Below are 19,913 nucleotides of genomic sequence, written 5' to 3' on the forward strand. Positions count from 1 at the left end.
CTCGCGCCCCTCCCCTACTTGTTCTTGTTCGACGCGATACCGGTGACGCGCACCTGGGTGTACTTCTGCCGGTGGCCCATGCGCTTCTTGTAGCCGGTCTTGTTCTTGTACTTGATGATGTTGATCTTGGGGCCCTTGGCCTCGCCGAGGACCTCGGCGGTGACAGAGTAGCCGCTCAGCTCCGAGGCGTCGCTGATGACCTTGCCGTCGTCGACGACAAGCAGCGGCTCCCATGTCAGGGTGGCGCCGGTCTCGTCGGAGACCCTGTCGATGGTCAAGACGTCGTCGACAGACACCTTCTCCTGTCGGCCGCCCGCTCGCACGATCGCGTACACCGGGGAACTCTCTTCCTGCTCGTGTGGACCAGCCCCGCCGGAGCGGGGGAGGAAATGCGCTCAAAATCGACCTTCGACCCGCGCGCTCGCCCGCGGCGGCGCAAGGTCGAGAAGTAGGTCTCGGGCGCGCGAACGATGGGGGCGCGCCGACGCACCGCCCTCTAGGTTACCACCGGTGCGGCGGAGCGCGGCACGCCCGCAGGCTCGCGCAGGGGGTGCGCAGGCCGGTACGCGTGCGCACCGGCCTGCGCGGCGGCGGGTCGCCGCCCGCCGCTCAGGTCGCCTCGGCCACCGCCGACTCGGTGGCGGCCGCGGTCTTGGTCCGCCGGGTGCGGCGCCGGCGCGGGCGCTGCTCGGCGGAGCTCTCGGGATCGGCCGGTTCGGCGCCGCCGGACGCCTCGGCGTCCGCGGATGCGGCACCGGAGTCGGCCTCCCCGCCGGAGGACGGGGCCGCATCGGCCTGGGCGCCCTCGGAGGAGGCGGCCGCGTCGGCGGAGCCGGCCGCCGCCTCGGCGCCTTCACCGCCTTCGGCCGCGGCGGCCTCGTCCTTCTTGGTCCGGCGGGTGGTCTTGCGGGTGGAGGACTTGGCGCCCGCCTTGGCCGAGGACTTGGCCGCGCTCTTGCCGGAGGCGCGCTTGCCCTTGGCCGGCGCCGGCTCCTCGACGGCGTCCTCGGCCTCGGCGGCAGCGGCGGCTCCGGCGGCGGGCTCCAGGTCGACGGGGTCGGAGCCGGAGTCGGCCGCGGGCTCAGCGGGCTCGGCGGCCTGATCGGTGCGGTCCTTGTCGGCCTTGCCCTTCTTCTTGCGGCCGCCGCCGTTGCCTCCGGCTCCGGGCTTGGCGCCGACCGGCTCGGTGGCGACCACGAGGCCGCGGCCGCCGCAGTGCTCGCAGCTGTGGGAGAACGCCTCCAGCAGGCCCTGGCCCACCCGCTTGCGGGTCATCTGCACCAGGCCCAGCGAGGTGACCTCGGCCACCTGGTGCTTGGTGCGGTCGCGCGAGAGGCACTCCAGCAGCCGGCGCAGCACGAGGTCGCGGTTGCTCTCCAGCACCATGTCGATGAAGTCGATCACGATGATGCCGCCGATGTCGCGCAGCCGCAGCTGGCGCACGATCTCCTCGGCGGCCTCCAGGTTGTTCTTGGTGACCGTCTCCTCCAGGTTGCCGCCCTGGCCGGTGAACTTGCCGGTGTTCACGTCGACGACGGTCATGGCCTCGGTGCGGTCGATGACCAGCGACCCTCCGCTGGGCAGCCACACCTTGCGCTCCAGCGCCTTGGCGATCTGCTCGTCGATGCGGTAGGCGGCGAACACGTCGCGCTCGTCGGTCCAGTGCGAGAGCCGCTCGGACAGGTGCGGCGCCACGTACTCGACGTAGTCGTGCACGGTGTCCCAGGCCTCGTCGCCCGACACGACCAGGCTGGCGAAGTCCTCGTTGAAGACGTCGCGCACCACCCGCACGGTCAGGTCCGGCTCGCTGTTGAGCAGCGAGGGAGCGCTGGCCGAGCGCGACTTGCGCTTGATGGAGTCCCACTGCTTGGCCAGCCGGTTGATGTCGCGCTCCAGCTCCTCCTCGCTGGCGCCCTCGGCGGCGGTGCGCACGATCACGCCGGCGTTCTCCGGCATGACCTTCTTGAGGATCTGCTTCAGGCGCGCGCGCTCCTTGTCGGGCAGCTTGCGGCTGATGCCGGTCATCGAACCGTCGGGCACGTAGACCAGGTAGCGGCCGGGCAGGCTGATCTGGCTGGTCAGCCGCGCGCCCTTGTGGCCCATCGGATCCTTGGTGACCTGCACCAGCACCGACTGGCCGGACTTGAGCACGGACTCGATGCGCTTGGGCTGGCCCTCCAGGCCCGAGGCGTCCCAGTTGACCTCGCCGGCGTAGAGCACGGCGTTGCGGCCCTTGCCGATGTCGACGAACGCCGCCTCCATCGACGGCAGCACGTTCTGCACGCGGCCCAGGTAGACGTTGCCGACGTAGGACTTGTGCGTGGCGCGGTCGACGTAGTGCTCGACGAGGACGTCGTCCTCCAGCACCGCGATCTGGGTGCGCTCGCCGGTGCGCCGGATGACCAGGTCGCGCTGCACCGATTCGCGGCGCGCCAGGAACTCCGACTCGGTGATGATGGGCGCGCGGCGCCGGCCCTGCTCGCGGCCCTCGCGGCGGCGCTGCTTCTTGGCCTCCAGGCGGGTGGAGCCCTTGACCGCCTGGACCTCGTCCTGGGCCGCCTTGCCGCTGCGCGGCTCGCGGACCCGCACGACGGTGTTGGGCGGGTCGTCGGGTGTCTCGGCATCGTCGCCCTCGCCGCCGGTGCGGCGCCGGCGGCGCCTGCGGCGGCGGCTGCCGGCGGCGGACTCCTCGGCGGCCTCCTGCTCGCCCGACGCGGCCGCGGAGCCGTCCTCGGCGCGCTCCTCGGTCCGGGACTCGGCGCCCTCGTCGGCGCCGGCGGACTCGGAGTCGGCCTCGTCCTCGCCCGTGCGGGTGCGGCCGCGCCCGCGTCCGCCGCGGCGGCGCCGGCGCCGCGAGGGGCGTTCCTCGTCGGTGTCGTCGTCGCCCGCCGTCCGCTCGGCCTGGTCGGTCTCGGCCTCCTCGGATTCGGGGGCCTCGGCGGCCGGCTCGGGCGCGGAGCCGTTGCTGTGGGCGCGCGCCGAGGGCTCGGCCGGGGCGATCGGCGGCTGGAACAGCACCATCGGCGACTGGAAGGCGGAGGCGCCCACGGCCTCGGGGGCGACTCCGGCGCCGGCGGCGGAGGCGGGCTCGGCATCGGCGGGGGGCCGCGTGCCGGCCGGCTCATCGGCGGGCGGTTCAGCGGGGTCGGCGCTCTCGGCGGCCGCGCGGCCGGTGGTGCCCTTGGCGCGGGTGCGCCGCTTGCGCGGGGGCTCCTCGGCCGCGGGGGCCGCGGTCGCGTCGGAGGCTGCGGGCTCGGGTGCGGCCCGGCCGGCGCCGGGCTCCTCGTCCTCCAGCGCCGGCTGGCCGGCCACGGTGGTCAGCGGTCCCGCGGGTGGTGCCACCGGCTCGGGTTCGGGCGGCGGACCGGCCGAGCGCAGGGCTCCGCTGCGCCTCTGCGGCCCGCTGACCTTCACCTCGCCCTCCTGCGGGGGCGCGAACGTCGTGGCCTGAGGCTCAGGTGTCGGTGTCGTTTCAGTTGTGCCCTCGGTGCCTTCAGCACCGTTGTCGGGCTCGTTGTCGAGCATCCGGGCGGTCTCCCGTCAAGTCCTCGGGCGCGGCGTCGGCGCAAGGCCTCTGCCGCTGCGCGCGCGGACTGTTGTCGCTATGTCGGCGCCGGCAGCCGTTGTGGGGCCGGCCGGGGCAAAGTCGTCTCGGGTCGCCCGCGTCCCCAATGGAGCTCACACATCCGATGTGCTCCGCGCGGGCGGGGTCGGCCGCGGTGGGTCCACCGCGCGTCCGGCCGGATCGGCCTGCTGGTCCGCGCAGAGCGGATCGGCGATCGCGTCGGACGCATCGCTGAGGGGCCCCTGCGCCAGCCGGGTCATCACAGGCGATGACAGCGGCGCGAGGTCGGCCACCCGGCGAAGACCGTTCACCACGTCGATTGGCCGAACGGCAGGTGTGGTATGCCGGACAACCATCCGAAGTATGGCATATGTCTCGTCTTGCTCCCCTGTGGCGCGCCCGTCCACCCGCAGGTGAAGGACGGCCGCACGGGCGTCGAAGCGGCGGAGGCCCTTCTTGGTGGACCGCTCCACTTCGACGGTATCGGCCGCGTTGAACGCGGCCACCGCCTCCGCGGCGTCGTCGGGGTCGACGCCGGGCAGCTCCACCCGCCAGTCCGAGGCTTCGAGGCGGTCGGCCAGACCGCCCGGCAGGGCCTCGACGACCTCGGCGACGTCAAGCCCGTCGGGCATGGCGTCGTCGAGCCGGACCCGGACCTCGTCGGGCTCGGCGGGTTCGGCCAGCGTGATCTCGAAGTACTCCGCCTCGCTGGCCACCCCGGTGGGGGCGGCGTTGACGTAGGAGAGCTTCGGGTGCGGCGTGAACCCCGCTGAGAACGCGACGGGGACACCGGCTCGGCGCAGCGCCCGCTCCAGCGCGCGGGCGATGTCGCGATGGCTCGCGAAGCGCATCCTGCCGCGCTTGGTGTAGCGGACCCGCAGCCGCGGGCCGGGGCGTCCGGTGGAGGGCGGGGTGCCCTCAGGTGCGGGGGGCAGCGCTTCTCCTTTCCTCGATAACTCCCCGAGGGGCGAGCCGATTCCTCCCTGACTCACCCACCTGGGAGATTCACGTCTTACTTCAGCGTACGGTGCGCTCCAAGGAGCACGCGCCACCGGAGTGGGGTACCGCCGCCACGCGCCCCCACCGGGCGAGTGGGCGGATGACCCGATGACGATGCGCTCCGTGCTGGATCACCCACGTATGTGCTGTTCCCGCCCGCTGACCGGTTGAAAAGCGTTCGGCGGGCTTTCGCCTGCGCGGCGACCGCATGGCCGCTTCAGGCCAGCATGCGGCCTGACCTGCGGCGGGGCACAGGGCGGAAAATTCTTCGAGGAATTGCCGCGCCGATGCCAACCATCCGCGCCACCCGCCCGTCCTACATCACGTATGGCCCGGCGCGAGCGGGGCGCCGGGCCATACACCCACCCCTCTTTCGCGGGAGCGTGCACGCTCCGGCGCCCGCGCGCGGCCCTGCGGTTGACTCAGACCACCGTCAGCGGCAGCGAACGCCCCGGATCGCTCGGACCGATCTGGATCTCGGTGCCCATGGTCGGGCAGACCCCGCAGTCGTAGCAGGGGCTCCACCGGCAGTCGTCGACCTCCACCGACTCCTCGCCGTGCAGCGAGTCCTGCCAGTCCTGCCACAGCCAGCCGCGGTCGAGCCCGGCGTCCAGGTGGTCCCAGGGCAGCACCTCGTCCTCGCCGCGTTCGCGCACGGTGAACCAGTCCAGGTCCACCGGCCCGCCCGCCAGCGCCTTCTCGGCGCACTCGGCCCAGCGCTCGTAGGAGAAGTGCTCGCTCCAGCCGTCGAAGCGCCCGCCGGCGCGCCACACCTCCTCGATGACCCGGCCCACGCGCCGGTCACCGCGGGAGAGCAGCCCTTCGATGATCGAGGGCCGGCCTTCGTGGTAGCGCAGCCCGATGGCCTTGCCGTAGCGGCGGTCGGAGCGCAGCGCGGCCTTGAGCTTGTGCAGCCGCGCGTCGACCACCTCGTAGGGGGTCTGCCCCGCCCACTGGAACGGCGTCTGCGGCTTGGGCACGAACCCGCCGATGGAGACGGTGCAGCGGATGTCGGAGCGGCCGGTGACCTCGCGCCCGGTCCGGATGACCTCCTTGGCCAGGTCCGCGATGGCCAGCACGTCCTCGTCCTGCTCGGTGGGCAGCCCGCACATGAAGTACAGCTTCACCTGGCGCCACCCGGCGGCGTAGGCCGCGGTCACGGTGCGGATCAGGTCCTGCTCGCTGACCATCTTGTTGATGACCCGGCGCATCCGCTCGCTGCCGCCCTCGGGCGCGAAGGTCAGCCCGGAGCGCCGGCCGTTGCGGGTGAGCTCGTTGGCCAGGTCGATGTTGAAGGCGTCGACCCGGGTGGAGGGCAGCGACAGGCCGGTGTTGGTGCCCTCGTAGCGGTCGGCCAGGTTCTTGGCGACGCTGCCGATCTCGCTGTGGTCGGCGCTGGAGAGCGAGAGCAGCCCCACCTCCTGGAACCCGGAGGAGCGCACGCCCTGCTCGACCATCTCGGTGATGGTCTCCTTGCTGCGCTCGCGCACCGGGCGGGTGATCATTCCCGCCTGGCAGAAGCGGCATCCGCGCGTGCAGCCGCGGAAGATCTCCACGCTGTAGCGCTCGTGGACCGTCTCGGCCAGCGGCACGATCGGGTTCTTGGGATAGGGCCAGCGGTCCAGATCCATGACCGTGTGCTTCTGCACGGTCCAGGGCACGCCCTCGCGGTTGGGCGTGTAGGAGGCGATGCGCCCGTCGGGGTGGTAGGCGACGTCGTAGAAGCGCGGCACGTACACGCCGCCGCCCTCGGCCAGCCGCAGCAGCAGGCCGTCGCGCCCGCCGGGGCGGCCCTCGCGCTTCCACTCCCGGACGACCTCGGTGATCGCCAGCGCGATCTCCTCGCCGTCGCCGAGGACGACCGCGTCCAGGAAGTCGGCGATGGGTTCGGGGTTGAACGCGGCGTGCCCGCCGGCAAGCACGATCGGGTGGTCGTCGGTGCGGTCGGCGGCGTGCAGCGGGATGCCGCCCAGGTCCAGCGCCGTGAGCATGTTGGTATAGCCCATCTCACTGGCGAAGCTGATCCCGAGCAGGTCGAAGGCCGCGACGGGCCGGTGCGCGTCGACGGTGAACTGCGGAACCCCGTGCTCGCGCATCAGCCGCTCCAGGTCCGACCACACCGCGTAGCTGCGCTCTGCCAGCACGCCCTCGCGCTCGTTGAGGACCTCGTAGAGGATCTGCACGCCCTGGTTGGGCGCGCCCACCTCGTAGGCGTCGGGGTACATCAGCGCCCAGCGGACCTCGGCGTCGTCCCAGTCCCGCACGACGGAGTTGAGCTCGCCCCCGACGTACTGCACCGGTTTCTGCACGCTCGGAAGCAGGGCTTCCAGCTGCGAAAACACGCTTTCGATGGGCATCGTGGTTCCCCTGCGTCGGCTGTCTGGGCATGTCCCGTGGGACACCGCCCAGCTTAGGCCGTGTCGGGCGGGCCCGGTCCGCGGACGGTCCGGCCGCCCGGCGCCGGGCGCTTCAGCCGGACCGGCGCTCGCGGGCGCGCACGTTGAGCACCAGCCCGAGCACGGCGAGGTTGGCCACCGCCGCGGTGCCGCCGTAGGAGACGAACGGCAGCGGGATGCCGGTGATCGGTGCCACGCCCAGTGTCATGCCGATGTTGATGAAGCTCTGGAACCCCAGCCAGGTGGCCGCCCCGATGCAGAGCATGCGGGCGTAGGGATCCTCGCAGTTGCCCGCCACACGCAGGATCCGCCACAGCACGAAGGCGATCAGCCCGATGACGACCGCGCCGCCCACGAAGCCCAGTTCCTCTCCGGCCACGGTGAAGACGAAGTCGGTGTGCTGCTCGGGCACGAACCGCCCGCGGGTGTGCTCGCCCTGGAACAGCCCGGTCCCGTTGAGCCCGCCCGAACCCACGGCGATCATGGACTGGTTGGCGTTGTATCCGGTGCCGCGCGGATCCGCGCTGGGGTTCATGAACGTGGTGAACCGGTCCAGCTGGTAGTCCTTGAGCAGCCCGAACCACCACACGCAGAAGGCGCTGAGCAGCCCGCAGCCGACCAGCCCGGCCACCCACCGCACGGGCGCCCCGGACAGGGCGAGCATGCCCAGGTAGGTGCCGGCGAGCACCATGGCGGTGCCCAGGTCGGGCTGGGCGAGGATCAGGCCCAGCGGCGCCCCCAGTACCGCGAGGCTCACGAGCACGTCGCGGGTGGTGGGCGCGAACTCGCCGTCGCGGGGCTCGCCCAGCAGCATCGCCACCGCCAGGACCATCCCGAGCTTGGCCAACTCGCCGGGCTGCATCTGCAGGCCGCCGAGGACGAGCCAGGAGCGCGAGCCGTTGATGGTCTCGCCCAGCGGCGTCAGCACCAGGGCCAGCCCCACCACGGCGGCGAGGTAGACGAACGGGGCGTAGGCGCGGGAGACGCGGTAGTCCACGGCCGCCACCGCCAGCAGCGCGACCGCGCCCAGGAGCAGGTGCATCAGGTGGCGCTCGACGTGGCCGAGGGCTCGGGCCGGGTCGGCGGGGTCGTAGGTCGCCGACGCGACCAGCAGGACGCCGATCAGCGACAGCGCGGCGACGGCCAGCAGCATCGGCCAGTCGAACCGGCGCGGCGCCGCCGAGGCGACCAGCCGTCCGGCGCGGTCGGCCAGGCTCGGCGGGTGCGGGCTGGGAATGGTGGTCATCGGCTACCGCCAGCGGTCCTCGTCAGTGGTCGTCGGGCGGCGCGATCGAGCCGTCCTCGCGGACGCTCGGCAGCGCCGTGGGCGGTTGGCCCCCGGGCAGGGCCGGTTCGGCCGGCTCCGCGCCGCCCTCGCCGTTCTCCTCGCCGGCGGCCCGGCCGCCGCTGTCCTTGCCGGAGAAGCCGTAGATGCCCTCGTAGATCTTGCGGACGACCGGCGCCGCAGCGGCGCCGCCGGTGCCGGCCTGCGGGATCATCGCCACCACCGCGAACCGCGGGTCGTCGGCCGGGGCGTAGGAGGCGAACCAGGCCGAGTCCTCGCGGTTCTGCATGGTGGCCGTTCCGGTCTTGCCGGCGACGGAGACCTTGTCCTGCGGGAACCCGTCGAAGGCGCCGGCGGCGGTGCCCTCCTTGGGCACCTGCGTCAGGGCGCGCTTGATGTAGTCCAGGGTGCGGTCGTCGATGGGCAGCTTCCCGGCCACCACCGGTTCGACCTTCTCGACCCGCTTGCCGTCGGGCGAGAGGAACCCGCGGGCGACGCGGGGCTCGTATACGGTTCCGCCGTTGGCGATGGCGGCGTAGGCGCGGGCCAGCTGCAGCGGGGTGACCAGCATGTCGCCCTGCCCGATGGCGCGGTTGATGGCGTCGCCGCCGCGCCAGCGGTCGCCGTCGAGGCAGTGCTCGCGGGCCAGGCGCTCCAGGTAGGCGGCGTGGCCGGGGTCCTCCTCGGCGACGTCGGAGTAGCCCTTCTCGGCCATCTTGCAGCTGTAGTCGCGGGTCTGCTTCCAGTAGCTCTTCTTCCACTGGCGGTCGGGGACGCGCCCGCTGGACTCGTGCGGCAGGTCGATGCCGGTGGGCTCGCCGAAGCCGAATCCGTGGGCCATCTTCGAGACCGGGTCGCGGGAGCCGTCCTTGGCGGAGCCGCGGTGCTGGCGGTACATGTCGTAGCCGAGCTTGTAGAAGACGGTGTTGCAGGAGACCACGATGGCCTTGTGCAGGCTGATGGTGCCGTACCCGCCGCCCTCGAAGTTCTGCCAGGAGCGCCCGGCCAGGCCGATGGAGCCGGGGCAGCTGTAGGAGCCGTTGAGCTGCGCGCCGTTCTTGACCGCGGCGGCCAGGGTGGTGGGCTTGAACGTCGACCCCGGCGGGTACTGGCCCTGCAGCGCGCGCGAGATGAGCGGTTCTCCGGCGTCCTCGCTGAGCAGCTTGTGGTAGGTCTCGGCGTCGATGCCGCCGTTCCACACCTCGGGGTTGTAGGTGGGCAGGCTGGCCATGGCGATCACGTTTCCGGTGCGCACGTCCAGCACCACCGCCGATCCGGACTCCACCGGCTTGCCCTGCTGCTTGGCCTGTTCCACGGCGCCGCGCAGCGCGTCCTGAGCGATCTGCTGGACCTCGGTGTCGATGCTGGTGACCAGGTGCATCCCCGGCTCGGGCGGCTTGCGGGAGAGGACGCCGCGCACGTCGCCCTGGGCGGATACGGACAGGATCCGCTCGCCGGAGTCGCCGCGCAGCCGATCGTCGTAGACGGCCTCCAGGCCGTCGCGGCCGACCCGGTCGACGCCGCTGAACTCGGCGCGCAGGTCCTCGCGGGCCTCGAACTCCTCCTGGGTGATGGGCTGGAGGTAGCCCAGCAGCTGCGCCGCCAGGTCGTCGTGGGGGTACTCGCGCACGGCCATCTGCTGGGCGGAGATCCCGGGGAACTCGCTTTTGCGCTCCATGATCTGCAGGGCGACCCGCGGCGGGATGTCCTCGGCCAGCGGGATGGGCTGGTAGGGCGAGCCCTGCCAGCAGGGTCGCCCGGTCTCGGGGCCGCACAGGCGCACCCGGCTGCGCAGCTTCTCGAAGGGCCGGTCGATCAGCTCGGCGACCTTGCGCAGCACGGCGGCGCCGTCGTCGTCCTGGTCGAGCAGGGCGTGGTAGTCGGCGGTGATGGTCAGCTCGGTGCGGTTGCTCACCAGCGGTTCGCCGCTGGAGTCCAGGATGCGGCCGCGCAGGGCGGGCACGATGAGCTTCTGGGTGTGGCTGGCCAGCGCCAACTCGCGGTAGTGCTCGGCCTGGGGCACCTGCATGTACCACATGCGGCCGGCGAGCGCGGCGAACAGCGCCAGGACCAGCAGCTGGACCGCGAGCATGCCGCTGCGGCGCACCGCGCGCGGCCGGGTCGGGCCGGTGCTCGCATAGGCGCTCCGATGGCGCCGGCCGCTCAGCAGCCTCCGCCTGCGGAGTCGGATCATCTCCCCCATCCCTTCGCGGTGATCCAGGGCGCGGGCATGTCGGTGCGGGTGTCGCCGGAGAACCGACGCACCAGGGGCACCAGGGGTCCCAGCACCGCCGGGCTCACCAGCAGGGTCAGGGCGGCGCCGCCCAGCACCGGCCACAACGCGGCCGGCAGCGCGGCGCGGGTGTCGCCCAGGACCAGGCCGATGAGCAGGAACGCCGCCGGCACGCCCAGCGCGGTTGCGGCCGCGGCCAGGTAGGGGCCCAGCCCCCAGCGCATGTCGGCGTCGCGGATGGAGGCGAGCAGGTAGCCCGCCAGGCACAGCAGCAGGGCGGTGCGGCCGATCTCGTGGTCGGCCGGGGGCAGCACGTCGACCGCCAGCCCGGCGGCGAACCCGGTGACGGCCGCGGCGGCCGGCGTGGACCACAGCGCGATCGCCACGACGGTGAGCAGCACCAGATCGGGGGCGATGCCCCAGGGCAGGGGCAGCCGGTTGAGCACCGCGGTCTGCACGAGGACCGCAGCGAGGACCAGCAGGGCCGAGAGCGTCGCCTTCATCGTCCGCCTTCCTGGTCGGCGCCGTCGGCGGCCTCCGCCGATGCGTCGCCGCTGCCGCCTCCGTCGGGATCCTGCTCGCCGTTCCCGCCGTTCCCGGGAGTCTCGGGGGGCTGCTCGTCGGGCGCGTCCTCGGTGTCCTCCGAGCCCGGTGCGTCGCGCGGCGGATCGGGCAGGAGGGAGTCGCGGGGGTCACCTTGCGGTCCGGCCACGATGACCCCCACGACGTCCAGTGAGCCGAAGTCGACGGCGGGCTCGGCCTTGCCGGTGCGGGTCAGGCGGCCCGGCGCGTCGTCGACGGCGGTGACGGTTCCGATGGGCACTCCGGGGACGAACGGAGCCCCCTGATGGGAACCCAGGGTGACCAGGCGCTGACCCGCCTTCATCCGCGCATCGGCGCTCATCAGTTCGAAGCGCAGCGGCTTGCCGTCGCCGATGCCGGCCGAGGCGCCCTCGGCCACGCCGATCTCCTGGGAGTCCTCCAGCCGCGCCCCCACCGCCGATGCGGGGTCGGTCACCAGCATGACGGTGGCGGTGGACGGCCCGGCCTGGACGACCCGGCCCACCAGGCCGTCGCCGTTGACGACGGTCATGTCCGGTCGGACGCCGTCGTCGCGACCGACGTCGAGGGTGACGGTGTCGGAGAATCCGCGGGCGGTCACCCGGGTGACCGCCTGGGCGGGCACGATCTCGTAGCCGCCCATCCCGGCCAGCTGCAGCAGGTCGCGCAGCCGCCCGGCCCGATCGGCGTCGCGCTGCCGGGCGTGCAGGCGGTTCCGCAGCTCATCGTTGCGCTGCTCCAGGGCGTCGATGCGCTCGCGGGCGCCGTGTGCGGTCGTCAGCGTCGCATAAGCGCTGCTGAAGGGCGCACCCGCCACCGACACGCCGGCCGACACCGGGCGGAAGGCGACCTCTCCGGCGTTGCGCGCGGCGCTGGTGACGGGGTTGGCCCCCTCGCGGGAGTCCAGCACGACCAGCACGAGCGAGACGGCGGCGAGGATCCCCACGACCAGCCGGGAACGGGAACCGTCGCGCCGCATGTCAGCGCCGCCGCTCGGGGACGAGGACCTGGCTGAGCCGCTCGTAGTTCTCCACGCACGTGCCCGAGCCCACGGCCACGGAGTCCAGGGCGTTCTCCGCGACGTGGATGGGCATCCCCGTCTCGTGGCGGAGCCGGCCGTCGAGCCCGGCCAGCAGCGCCCCGCCGCCCGTGACCGCGACGCCGCGGTCCATGACGTCGCCGGAGAGCTCGGGCGGGCACTTGTCGAGCGTGGTGCGGACCGCGTCGACGATGGCGGTGACCGGCTCCTCGATGGCCTGGCGCACATCGGCGGCCGACATGACCACGGTCTTGGGCAGCCCGCTGACCAGGTCGCGCCCGCGCACTTCGGCGTGCAGCTCCTCGCCTCCGGTCGGAAACGCCGAGCCGATGGCGACCTTGAGCTCCTCGGCGGTGCGCTCGCCGATCATCAGCGAGTACTCCTTCTTGGCGAAGGTCATGATCGACTGGTCGAGTTCGTCGCCGCCCACCCGGATGGACTGGGAGGTGACGATGCCGCCCATGGAGATGACCGCGACCTCGGTGGTGCCGCCGCCGATGTCGACGACCATGTTGCCGGTGGGCTCGTGGACGGGCAGCCCCGCGCCGATGGCCGCGGCCATCGGCTCCTCGATGATGTAGACGCGCCGCGCTCCGGCCTGGTAACCGGCCTCCTTGACCGCCCGGTGCTCGACCGAGGTGATGCCGCTGGGAACGGCGACGACGATGCGCGGCTTGGCGAAGTGGCGGCGGCGGTGGATCTTCTGGATGAAGTAGCGCAGCATGCGCTCGGTGATCTCGAAGTCGGCGATGACGCCGTCCTTGAGCGGCCGTATCGCGGTGATGTTGCTGGGCGTGCGCCCGATCATCTGCTTGGCCTCGATACCCACCGCGACGATCTTGCCCGTGGAGGAGTTGAGTGCCACGACGGAGGGTTCGTTGAGCACGATCCCGCGACCGCGCACGTAGACGAGGGTATTGGCTGTCCCGAGGTCGACCGCCATATCGCGGCCCAGGAAGGCGAGGTTATTGGTCATGAAGCGTCCTCAGCGGCACCAAACGGGTGAGGCCCCCACGGGGCGGTCAATACGGAATCGTTCCTGTACGGATGTGGATCCAGTACCCGTATCGTAACGCTGAGCAACCGGACGACTACGCAAACACTCCGGTCGAATCGGGTGGTCGCAAACCAAAAAGCGCCGGGCACAGCCCGGCGCGGAGAGGAAGGGGCGTCGCTCAGGCCGCCAGATCGGGGAAGAACAGCTTGATCTCGCGCTCGGCGGAGTAGGTGGAGTCCGAGCCGTGCACGATGTTCTGCTGCACCTCCAGCGCGAAGTCGCCGCGGATGGTGCCGGGGCCGGCGGCGATGGGGTCGGTGGCGCCGGCCAGGGCGCGGAAGGCCTCGACGGCGCGCTCGCCCTCGACGACCATGGCCACCAGCGGCCCCCCGGTGATGAACTCGACCAGCGAGTCGAAGAACGGCCGCTCGGCGTGCTCCTCGTAGTGGGTCTTGGCGGTGTCGGTGTCCAGCGTGCGCAGGTCCATCGCGACGATCCGCAGACCCCGGCGCTCGATGCGGGAGACGATCTCGCCGATGATGCTGCGCCGCACGCCGTCGGGCTTGATCAGAACAAGGGTCCGCTCCACGGTGGTGTCACTCCTCGGCAGTCGGTGCAAGGGATAGAGAGGGTGGACCGGGCCGACACTGGGCTGCGCCCGGCACGCGGCGCGGCGGCCGCCCCTGGCCGTCGCAACCTTATCGCGTCCATTGCCTGGCCGGTGCCGTTACGCAGGAGGCACACACAGCGCACCCGGCCGGATGCGGCCGGAGACACGGGCCGCCGGCGTTCAGCGGCCCGATCGCTCTAGACTTGCCCCGCCTCGGGCCGCTCCTGTCGGGCCTCGGCGCGGGCCTCGGCCGCGTCGCGGGCGTCGGTGCGCCGCCCCAGCAGCACGCCCGCCGCCCACAGCACGAGGAAGAGCACGCCCAAAAACGCCAGCCCCGGCACGAGGAACCCGGTGGCCACGAACGCCGCCTGCAGCGCCCAGCCGCCGAAGTAGGCCCAGCGGAACCGCTGCAGTGCCGACAGCACCAGCGCGAGCGCGGCCAGGCCGCCCCACACGCCGCCGGCCACCGCCGGCGGGATGCCGGCGATCTGGATGGCCACCGGCACCGCGAGCCCGATGACGACGAACTCCAGCACGAGCACCGTCGCGCACATCCTGCGCATGCTCACTCCCCCCCGATGAGGTGGCGGGCGTCGCCTGCGGTGACGACCGAGCCGGTGATGAGCACACCCGTACCGCTGGGCTCGCCCTCATACTCGGCCAGGGCGACGGCGGTGTCGATGGCGTCGTCGAGGCGCTCGGCCACGTGCACGCGCTCGGAGCCGAAGACCGGCTCCGCGGCGTCGTAGAGCTCCTGGGGCGCCAGGCTGCGCGGCGAGGAGTTGCGGGTGACGACGACCTCGGAGAGCAGGGGCTCCAGCGGCTCCAGGATGCCCTCGACGTCCTTGTCGGCCATGATCGCCAGGATCCCGACGAGCCGGATGAAGCCGAACTCCTCCTGCACGGCCTCGGCCACCGCGGCCATCCCGGCCGGGTTGTGCGCGGCGTCCACCAGCACCGTGGGCGTGGTGCGCAGGATCTCCAGGCGCCCGGGCGACTCGACCGCGGCCAGCGCCTGGGCGATCAGCTCGGGATCGATGCGGTCCTCGCCCTCCCCCGGCCCGGCGAAGGCCTCGACCGCCGCCACCGCGACGGCGGCGTTGCCGGCCTGGTGGGCGCCGAACATGGGCAGGAACAGGCCCTCGTAGCCGCCGCGCAGGCCCTTGAGGGAGATCTGCTGCCCGCCTACCGCGATGCCGCGCTGGGCCACGCCGAACTCCAGGCCCTCGCGCGCGACCTGCGCCCCGATCTCGGAGACGTGGCGCATCAGCACCTCGGCGGCGTCCAGCGGCTGCTGGGCGAGCACGGCGATGGTGTCGGGCTTGATGATGCCCGCCTTCTCCTCGGCGATGCCTTCGACGGTGTCGGGCAGGAAATCGGTGTGGTCGACGGCGATGGGGGTGACCACCGCGACGTCGGCGTCGACCACGTTGGTGGCGTCCCAGGTGCCGCCCATGCCCACCTCGACGACCGCGACGTCGACCGGGGTGTCGGCGAAGAGGGCGTAGGCCATGCCGGTCAGCACCTCGAAGAACGACAGCGGGACGTCGTGGGAGGAGTCGACCAGCTCCACGTAGGGCCGGATGTCGTTGTAGGCCTCGACGAAGCGCTCCTCGGAGACCGGTTCGCCGTCGATGACGACGCGCTCGCGCATGGTGCGCAGGTGGGGGCTGGTGTAGCGGCCCACGCGCAAGTGGCGCTCGCGAAGCAGCGCGTCGATCATCCGGGCGGTGGAGGTCTTGCCGTTGGTGCCCGTGATGTGGATGACCCGGTAGTTGCGCTGCGGCTCGCCCAGCAGGTCCATCAGCGCGCGGATCCGCTCGGTCGAGGGGTCGATGTCGGTCTCGACCCGGCGAGCCGTGATCTCGGCGACGACCCGGTTGTACTGCTCGCGGATGCCGGCCTCACTCACGGCGCGACCGGTGGTTCTAGGGTGCACACACCGACCACCCTACTCATTCCCGCGCCCTGCCGGTGCCCCCAGCGCGGCGGCCCGCCGCCCCGGCGGGGCGGCGGGCCGCGTGCGCTTGTGCGTTCTGGCGAGCGTCAGGCGCCCGGCCGGTAGCGCGGCTGGGTTTGCGGGTTGAACTGGTCGTAGGTGACCTTCTCGGCCTTCTTCAGCCGCGGGTCCTCCAGCTTCAGCACGTCGAAGCCCCGCTGGATGTCGGAGGAGTAGACGTGGCCGTTGTAGTAGTAGGCCGACCACGAGCCGCCGATGCGGAGCTCCTCGTCGCTGAGCGGGCCGCGGTCGAAGTAGCCGATCTCGCGCGGGTTCTCGGGGTCGTTGAAGTCGATGATGGAGACCCCGCCCTGATACCAGGACTGCACGAAGTAGTCCTTGCCCGGCACCGGGATCAGCGAGCCGTTGTGGGCGACGCAGTTCTCCGTGTCGCCCTGGTGGCGCGGGAGCTTGAAGTAGCTCTCGAACACCAGCTCGGGGTTCTTCTTGCCCTTGAGGCTGTAGACCGCGTCGGCGCCGCGGCTGGGGCCGACCTCCTCGTTGCAGGTGGCGGCGCCGCCCCCGCCGAGCTCGTCGGTGAAGATCACCGTCTTGGCGGTGTTGCTGAAGGTGGCCGAGTGGTAGAACGCGAAGTTCTCGTCGGTGACCCGCTCGGTGACCTTCGGCTGGACGGGGTCGCTGATGTCCATGATGACGCCGTCGCCCATGCACGCGCCCGCGGCGATGTCCTTGTGCGGCAGCACGGTGATGTCGTGGCAGCCGGTGGTGGGCAGCAGCAGGCCGTCCTGGTCCTCGTTGCCGCCGTCGGGGAAGAGCACCGGCTCGCTGACCACCGCGGCCGAGGCCGGGTCGTCCTTGTCGATCTCGATGACCGAGATCTTGTCATGCGGCGGCTGGCAGTTGGGGTAGTCCTCCGACGGCGAGTAGGAGGAGACGTAGACGTAGTCCTTGTCCCCCTCGCCGGGAACCAGGGTGTGGGTGTGGGAGCCGCAGTCGGTGGGCACCGCGGCGACGTACTCCGGCGCGGACTTGTCGGAGATGTCGAAGACGCGCACGCCCTCGAAGGCGTTGGCGTCGGAGGGGTCGCTGGCGGGGGCGCCGCAGTCCTGCCCGGCCCGCGGATAGTCCACCGAGAAGTAGAGCAGGTCGCCGCTCACCGACACGTCGCCCTGGCCGCCCTGGCACAGCACCTGGCTCACGACCTGCGGCGACTCCGGATTGGAGATGTCGTAGATCATGAAGCCGTTGTAGTTGCCGTCGATGGCGTAGTCGCCGGTGAATGCGAGGTCGGAATTGAAGGCGCCGTAGGAGGCGAACGGACCTTCCTTGGGAAGATTCGCCAGATGGACGACATTTTCGCTGGTGGTGACGTCGGCAGAGGGGGAATCGGCGCTTGCGGCCGGTGCGAACGCGGCAACCGCGACCAGTGCCGCGGCGCCGGCGAGCGCGACGCCGGCCTTGCGTAGCCGGCCGCGCCGAGAACGAAGCGGCCAGGGGGATGTCGACATACGGCCTCCTAATCGGATCCATCCCGAATGATGAGCAAAATACCTAGTGAGGACTGCCTTGTACAGGGTGGCGCCACAACGAAACCCAAGCTCAACATTCGGGTACCAACGGCGCTTTTCATTGCACAACACGCCAAGTTCGGCGCCGAATTCGCTTCTCACCTGGCAAAATGCCGACGGACCGGGGTGTCGGACGGCGTCTGCCGAGCGCATGCGCTTACACTGCGCATCCGTTCGGGCACGCGGCCCGATACTGGACAAAACGCGGCCGGGCTGAGTAGACAGTGCTGGAAGGCGGCCCGCCCGGCCGCTTCCGTCCCCCTGCGGAAGGAGCCCACGTGCGGCACAGGGTCGCGGCTGCCGCAGCCGCCCTCGTCCTCACCGGCCTGACGGCCTGCACCGGCGGCGACCAGTCCGCCGACGGCCCGCCCGTTCTGGCGCCCGGCTCACCCGGAGGATCGCCCTCGCCGGCCTCGCAGGAGCAGATCGACGCCGCTGTGGCAGGGCTGGAGCACAACAAGGCCGACGTCGAGTACATGCTGATGATGATCGAGCACCACGGCCAGGCGCTGGTGATGACCGACATGGTCGAGAAGCGGGCGAAGGACGGCGACATCAAGAAGATCGCCGACCGCATCGCCGCGGCCCAGGGGCCCGAGATCGAGGCGATGGAGGCGTGGCTGGAGCAGAACGTCTACGGCCCGGCCGAGGAGAACCCCAACCACGCCGGGTTCTGCGCCCAGGGGCCCGACGGCGGGCACGGCCACGGATCCGGCGGCGCGGACGCCGGCGACTGCCCGGTGGACCTCGACCACTCCGACATGCCCGGCATGGCCAGCCAGAAGCAGCTCGACGAACTGCGGGCGGCCGAGGGCGCGGAGTTCGACCGGATGTTCGTCGAGCTGATGACCGCCCACCACAAGGGCGCGATCACCATGGCCGAGAAGGCCACGGAGGACGGCAAGCACCCGGTGGTGCTGCGCATGGCCAACGACGTCATCGCCGAGCAGACCGCCGACATCAACCGCATGGACGGCATCCTCGACGGCTGAGGTCCCCGCGCGCCCGAGGCGCGCATCGCCCGACCGGGGGGAACCGGGGCCGCCCGGCGCCGCGTCCCACCCTGCACGATCGCACGGACGCACACCGATGGGGGCTGGGGCTGCGTGGGCTGGATCAAGGGGGTCGCGCTGGGGTGCGCGGCGCTGGTGCTGGTGGCGGTCGTGGCCGCCGGCGTCTGGTTCGTCATGTTGGTGGACGCGCTGGAGGAGCCCGTCGAGGGCTGGCAGGAGGCGCCGCCCGCAGAGCCGTCCGGCGCCGCACCGTGAGCCGGGCGGCCCTGCGGCCGACTCCGCACGACACGACGGCGGGCGGGCTCCCCTCGGGGAACCCGCCCGCTCTCGCCTGTGGGCGTTGGTGCGCCCCGAGTGTTAAGCGCTCTTCTCCTCGCGCTCGGGTCCCCGCTTCGTGCGCGGCACGATGGTCGGGTTCACGTGCTCCAGAACGGCCTCGCGGGTGATGATCACCTGGCCGACGTCCTCGCGGCTGGGCACCTCGTACATCACCGAGAGCAGCACCTCCTCGATGATGGCGCGCAGGCCCCGCGCCCCGGTGCCGCGGATGATGCCCTGCTCGGCGATGGCGTCGAGCGCGTCGTCGCTGAACTCCAGCTCGACGTTGTCGAGCTCGAACAGCCGCTGGTACTGCTTGACCAGGGCGTTGCGCGGCTCGGTGAGGATGCGGATCAGCGCCTGGCGGTCCAGGTTGTGCACGCTGGTGATGACCGGGAGCCGGCCCACGAACTCCGGGATCATCCCGAACTTGAGCAGGTCCTCGGGCATGACGTCGGTGAACTGGTCGGAGGCGTCCTCACCGCTGGTGGGCGAGGGCCGCAGGACGGCGTTGAAGCCCATGCCCTGCTTGCCCACCCGGGACTCGATGATCTTCTCCAGCCCGGCGAAAGCGCCGCCGCAGATGAACAGCACGTTGGTGGTGTCGATCTGGATGAACTCCTGGTGGGGGTGCTTGCGGCCGCCCTGGGGCGGCACGCTCGCGGTGGTGCCCTCCAGTATCTTCAGCAGCGCCTGCTGCACGCCCTCGCCGGAGACGTCGCGGGTGATCGAGGGGTTCTCGCTCTTGCGGGCGACCTTGTCGACCTCGTCGATGTAGATGATGCCGGTCTCGGCCTTCTTGACGTCGTAGTCGGCGGCCTGGATCAGCTTGAGCAGGATGTTCTCGACGTCCTCGCCGACGTAGCCGGCCTCGGTGAGCGCGGTGGCGTCGGCGATGGCGAAGGGGACGTTGAGGATCTTGGCCAGGGTCTGGGCGAGCAGCGTCTTGCCGGACCCGGTGGGGCCCAAGAGCAGGATGTTGGACTTGGCGATCTCCACATCCTCCTCGCGCGGGCGGTCGCCCTCGGACTGCACGCGCTTGTAGTGGTTGTAGACCGCGACCGAAAGCGCCTTCTTCGCCTGCTCCTGGCCGATCACGTAGGAGTCGAGGAACTCGTAGATCTCCCGCGGCTTGGGCAGGCTGTCCCACTTCAGCTCGGTGGAGTCGGCGAGCTCCTCCTCGATGATCTCGTTGCACAGATCGATGCACTCATCGCAGATGTAGACGCCGGGGCCGGCAATGAGCTTCTTCACCTGCTTCTGGCTCTTTCCGCAGAACGAGCACTTCAGCAGGTCTCCACCGTCGCCGATGCGTGCCACCCAGCCACTCCTTAAAACGTAGGCCACCCCGTCATCGGCCACCCGGCGG

Annotated in this window: 16 protein-coding genes; 2 read left to right on the forward strand and 14 right to left on the reverse strand. The window is 71.6% G+C overall.

What is annotated here, in order from left to right:
- Nucleotides 1-14: 14 nt before the first annotated feature.
- The 13 genes from rplU to FZ103_RS18225 all read right to left on the reverse strand — a co-directional run bounded on the left by rplU (nt 15) and on the right by FZ103_RS18225 (nt 17,153).
- Entirely contained in the window at nt 15-335 is a 321-nt protein-coding gene (rplU, locus tag FZ103_RS18165) for a 50S ribosomal protein L21 (RefSeq protein WP_186356477.1), read from the reverse strand.
- Between the two features lie 274 nt (nt 336-609).
- Entirely contained in the window at nt 610-3,525 is a 2,916-nt protein-coding gene (locus tag FZ103_RS18170) for a ribonuclease E/G (RefSeq protein ID WP_156002773.1), read from the reverse strand.
- A 153-nt stretch (nt 3,526-3,678) separates the two neighbouring features.
- Nucleotides 3,679-4,416 (reverse strand): TIGR03936 family radical SAM-associated protein, encoded by a 738-nt coding sequence (locus FZ103_RS18175; protein WP_222936780.1) that lies wholly within the window; start codon nt 4,414-4,416, stop codon nt 3,679-3,681.
- Between the two features lie 570 nt (nt 4,417-4,986).
- Nucleotides 4,987-6,921 (reverse strand): TIGR03960 family B12-binding radical SAM protein, encoded by a 1,935-nt coding sequence (locus FZ103_RS18180; RefSeq protein WP_156002775.1) that lies wholly within the window; start codon nt 6,919-6,921, stop codon nt 4,987-4,989.
- 112 nt (nt 6,922-7,033) lie between these two features.
- Nucleotides 7,034-8,206: a rod shape-determining protein RodA gene (gene rodA, locus FZ103_RS18185; RefSeq protein ID WP_156002777.1), complete on the reverse strand. Its 1,173-nt coding sequence runs from the start codon at nt 8,204-8,206 to the stop codon at nt 7,034-7,036.
- Nucleotides 8,207-8,228: 22 nt separating this feature from the next.
- Nucleotides 8,229-10,439, reverse strand: coding sequence for a penicillin-binding protein 2 (mrdA, locus tag FZ103_RS18190; protein WP_186356479.1), 2,211 nt, complete (start codon nt 10,437-10,439; stop codon nt 8,229-8,231).
- The gene (mreD, locus tag FZ103_RS18195) at nt 10,436-10,981 is read right to left on the reverse strand and encodes a rod shape-determining protein MreD (protein ID WP_156002779.1); all 546 of its coding nucleotides are present in this window, start codon (nt 10,979-10,981) and stop codon (nt 10,436-10,438) included. The genes mrdA and mreD overlap by 4 nt, the downstream gene beginning before the upstream one ends.
- The gene (mreC, locus tag FZ103_RS18200; RefSeq protein WP_156002781.1) at nt 10,978-12,018 is read right to left on the reverse strand and encodes a rod shape-determining protein MreC; all 1,041 of its coding nucleotides are present in this window, start codon (nt 12,016-12,018) and stop codon (nt 10,978-10,980) included. Before mreC ends, mreD begins: the two co-directional genes overlap by 4 nt.
- Before the next feature lies 1 nt (nt 12,019).
- The gene (locus tag FZ103_RS18205; protein ID WP_156002783.1) at nt 12,020-13,054 is read right to left on the reverse strand and encodes a rod shape-determining protein; all 1,035 of its coding nucleotides are present in this window, start codon (nt 13,052-13,054) and stop codon (nt 12,020-12,022) included.
- Between the two features lie 199 nt (nt 13,055-13,253).
- A complete protein-coding gene (gene ndk, locus FZ103_RS18210; RefSeq protein WP_186356480.1) occupies nt 13,254-13,664 on the reverse strand; it encodes a nucleoside-diphosphate kinase in 411 nt (136 codons plus the stop codon).
- 218 nt (nt 13,665-13,882) lie between these two features.
- Entirely contained in the window at nt 13,883-14,248 is a 366-nt protein-coding gene (locus tag FZ103_RS18215) for a DUF4233 domain-containing protein (RefSeq protein ID WP_156002785.1), read from the reverse strand.
- Between the two features lie 2 nt (nt 14,249-14,250).
- Nucleotides 14,251-15,597, reverse strand: coding sequence for a folylpolyglutamate synthase/dihydrofolate synthase family protein (locus tag FZ103_RS18220; protein ID WP_186356481.1), 1,347 nt, complete (start codon nt 15,595-15,597; stop codon nt 14,251-14,253).
- A 134-nt stretch (nt 15,598-15,731) separates the two neighbouring features.
- Nucleotides 15,732-17,153, reverse strand: a complete 1,422-nt coding sequence (locus FZ103_RS18225; protein ID WP_156002787.1) for an LVIVD repeat-containing protein — start codon at nt 17,151-17,153, stop codon at nt 15,732-15,734.
- 338 nt (nt 17,154-17,491) lie between these two features.
- On the opposite strand from FZ103_RS18225, the gene FZ103_RS18230 reads away from it, so the two are divergent.
- Both FZ103_RS18230 and FZ103_RS18235 read left to right on the forward strand, forming a co-directional pair.
- Nucleotides 17,492-18,205 carry a DUF305 domain-containing protein gene (locus FZ103_RS18230; RefSeq protein ID WP_186356482.1) on the forward strand — a complete coding sequence of 238 codons (714 nt, stop codon included), beginning with the start codon at nt 17,492-17,494 and terminating at the stop codon, nt 18,203-18,205.
- A 114-nt stretch (nt 18,206-18,319) separates the two neighbouring features.
- Nucleotides 18,320-18,481, forward strand: coding sequence for a hypothetical protein (locus FZ103_RS18235; RefSeq protein WP_156002789.1), 162 nt, complete (start codon nt 18,320-18,322; stop codon nt 18,479-18,481).
- 102 nt (nt 18,482-18,583) lie between these two features.
- Here the strand turns inward: FZ103_RS18235 and clpX are convergent, their stop codons facing one another.
- The gene (gene clpX, locus FZ103_RS18240) at nt 18,584-19,864 is read right to left on the reverse strand and encodes an ATP-dependent Clp protease ATP-binding subunit ClpX (protein WP_186356483.1); all 1,281 of its coding nucleotides are present in this window, start codon (nt 19,862-19,864) and stop codon (nt 18,584-18,586) included.
- Nucleotides 19,865-19,913: the final 49 nt, after the last annotated feature.

This window comes from Streptomonospora sp. PA3 (genome assembly GCF_009728995.1).
Lineage (GTDB): Bacteria > Actinomycetota > Actinomycetes > Streptosporangiales > Streptosporangiaceae > Streptomonospora.

Excerpts from the sequence above, each read along its gene's own strand:
- mrdA (WP_186356479.1), bottom strand. The coding sequence starts at position 10,439 with ATGATCCGACTCCGCAGGCGGAGGCTGCTGAGCGGCCGGCGCCATCGG.
- FZ103_RS18170 (WP_156002773.1), bottom strand. The coding sequence starts at position 3,525 with ATGCTCGACAACGAGCCCGACAACGGTGCTGAAGGCACCGAGGGCACA.
- mreC (WP_156002781.1), bottom strand. The coding sequence starts at position 12,018 with ATGCGGCGCGACGGTTCCCGTTCCCGGCTGGTCGTGGGGATCCTCGCC.
- FZ103_RS18205 (WP_156002783.1), bottom strand. The coding sequence starts at position 13,054 with ATGACCAATAACCTCGCCTTCCTGGGCCGCGATATGGCGGTCGACCTC.
- FZ103_RS18225 (WP_156002787.1), bottom strand. The coding sequence starts at position 17,153 with ATGTCGACATCCCCCTGGCCGCTTCGTTCTCGGCGCGGCCGGCTACGC.
- rodA (WP_156002777.1), bottom strand. The coding sequence starts at position 8,206 with ATGACCACCATTCCCAGCCCGCACCCGCCGAGCCTGGCCGACCGCGCC.
- mreD (WP_156002779.1), bottom strand. The coding sequence starts at position 10,981 with ATGAAGGCGACGCTCTCGGCCCTGCTGGTCCTCGCTGCGGTCCTCGTG.
- FZ103_RS18215 (WP_156002785.1), bottom strand. The coding sequence starts at position 14,248 with ATGCGCAGGATGTGCGCGACGGTGCTCGTGCTGGAGTTCGTCGTCATC.
- FZ103_RS18175 (WP_222936780.1), bottom strand. The coding sequence starts at position 4,416 with ATGCGCTTCGCGAGCCATCGCGACATCGCCCGCGCGCTGGAGCGGGCG.
- FZ103_RS18180 (WP_156002775.1), bottom strand. The coding sequence starts at position 6,921 with ATGCCCATCGAAAGCGTGTTTTCGCAGCTGGAAGCCCTGCTTCCGAGC.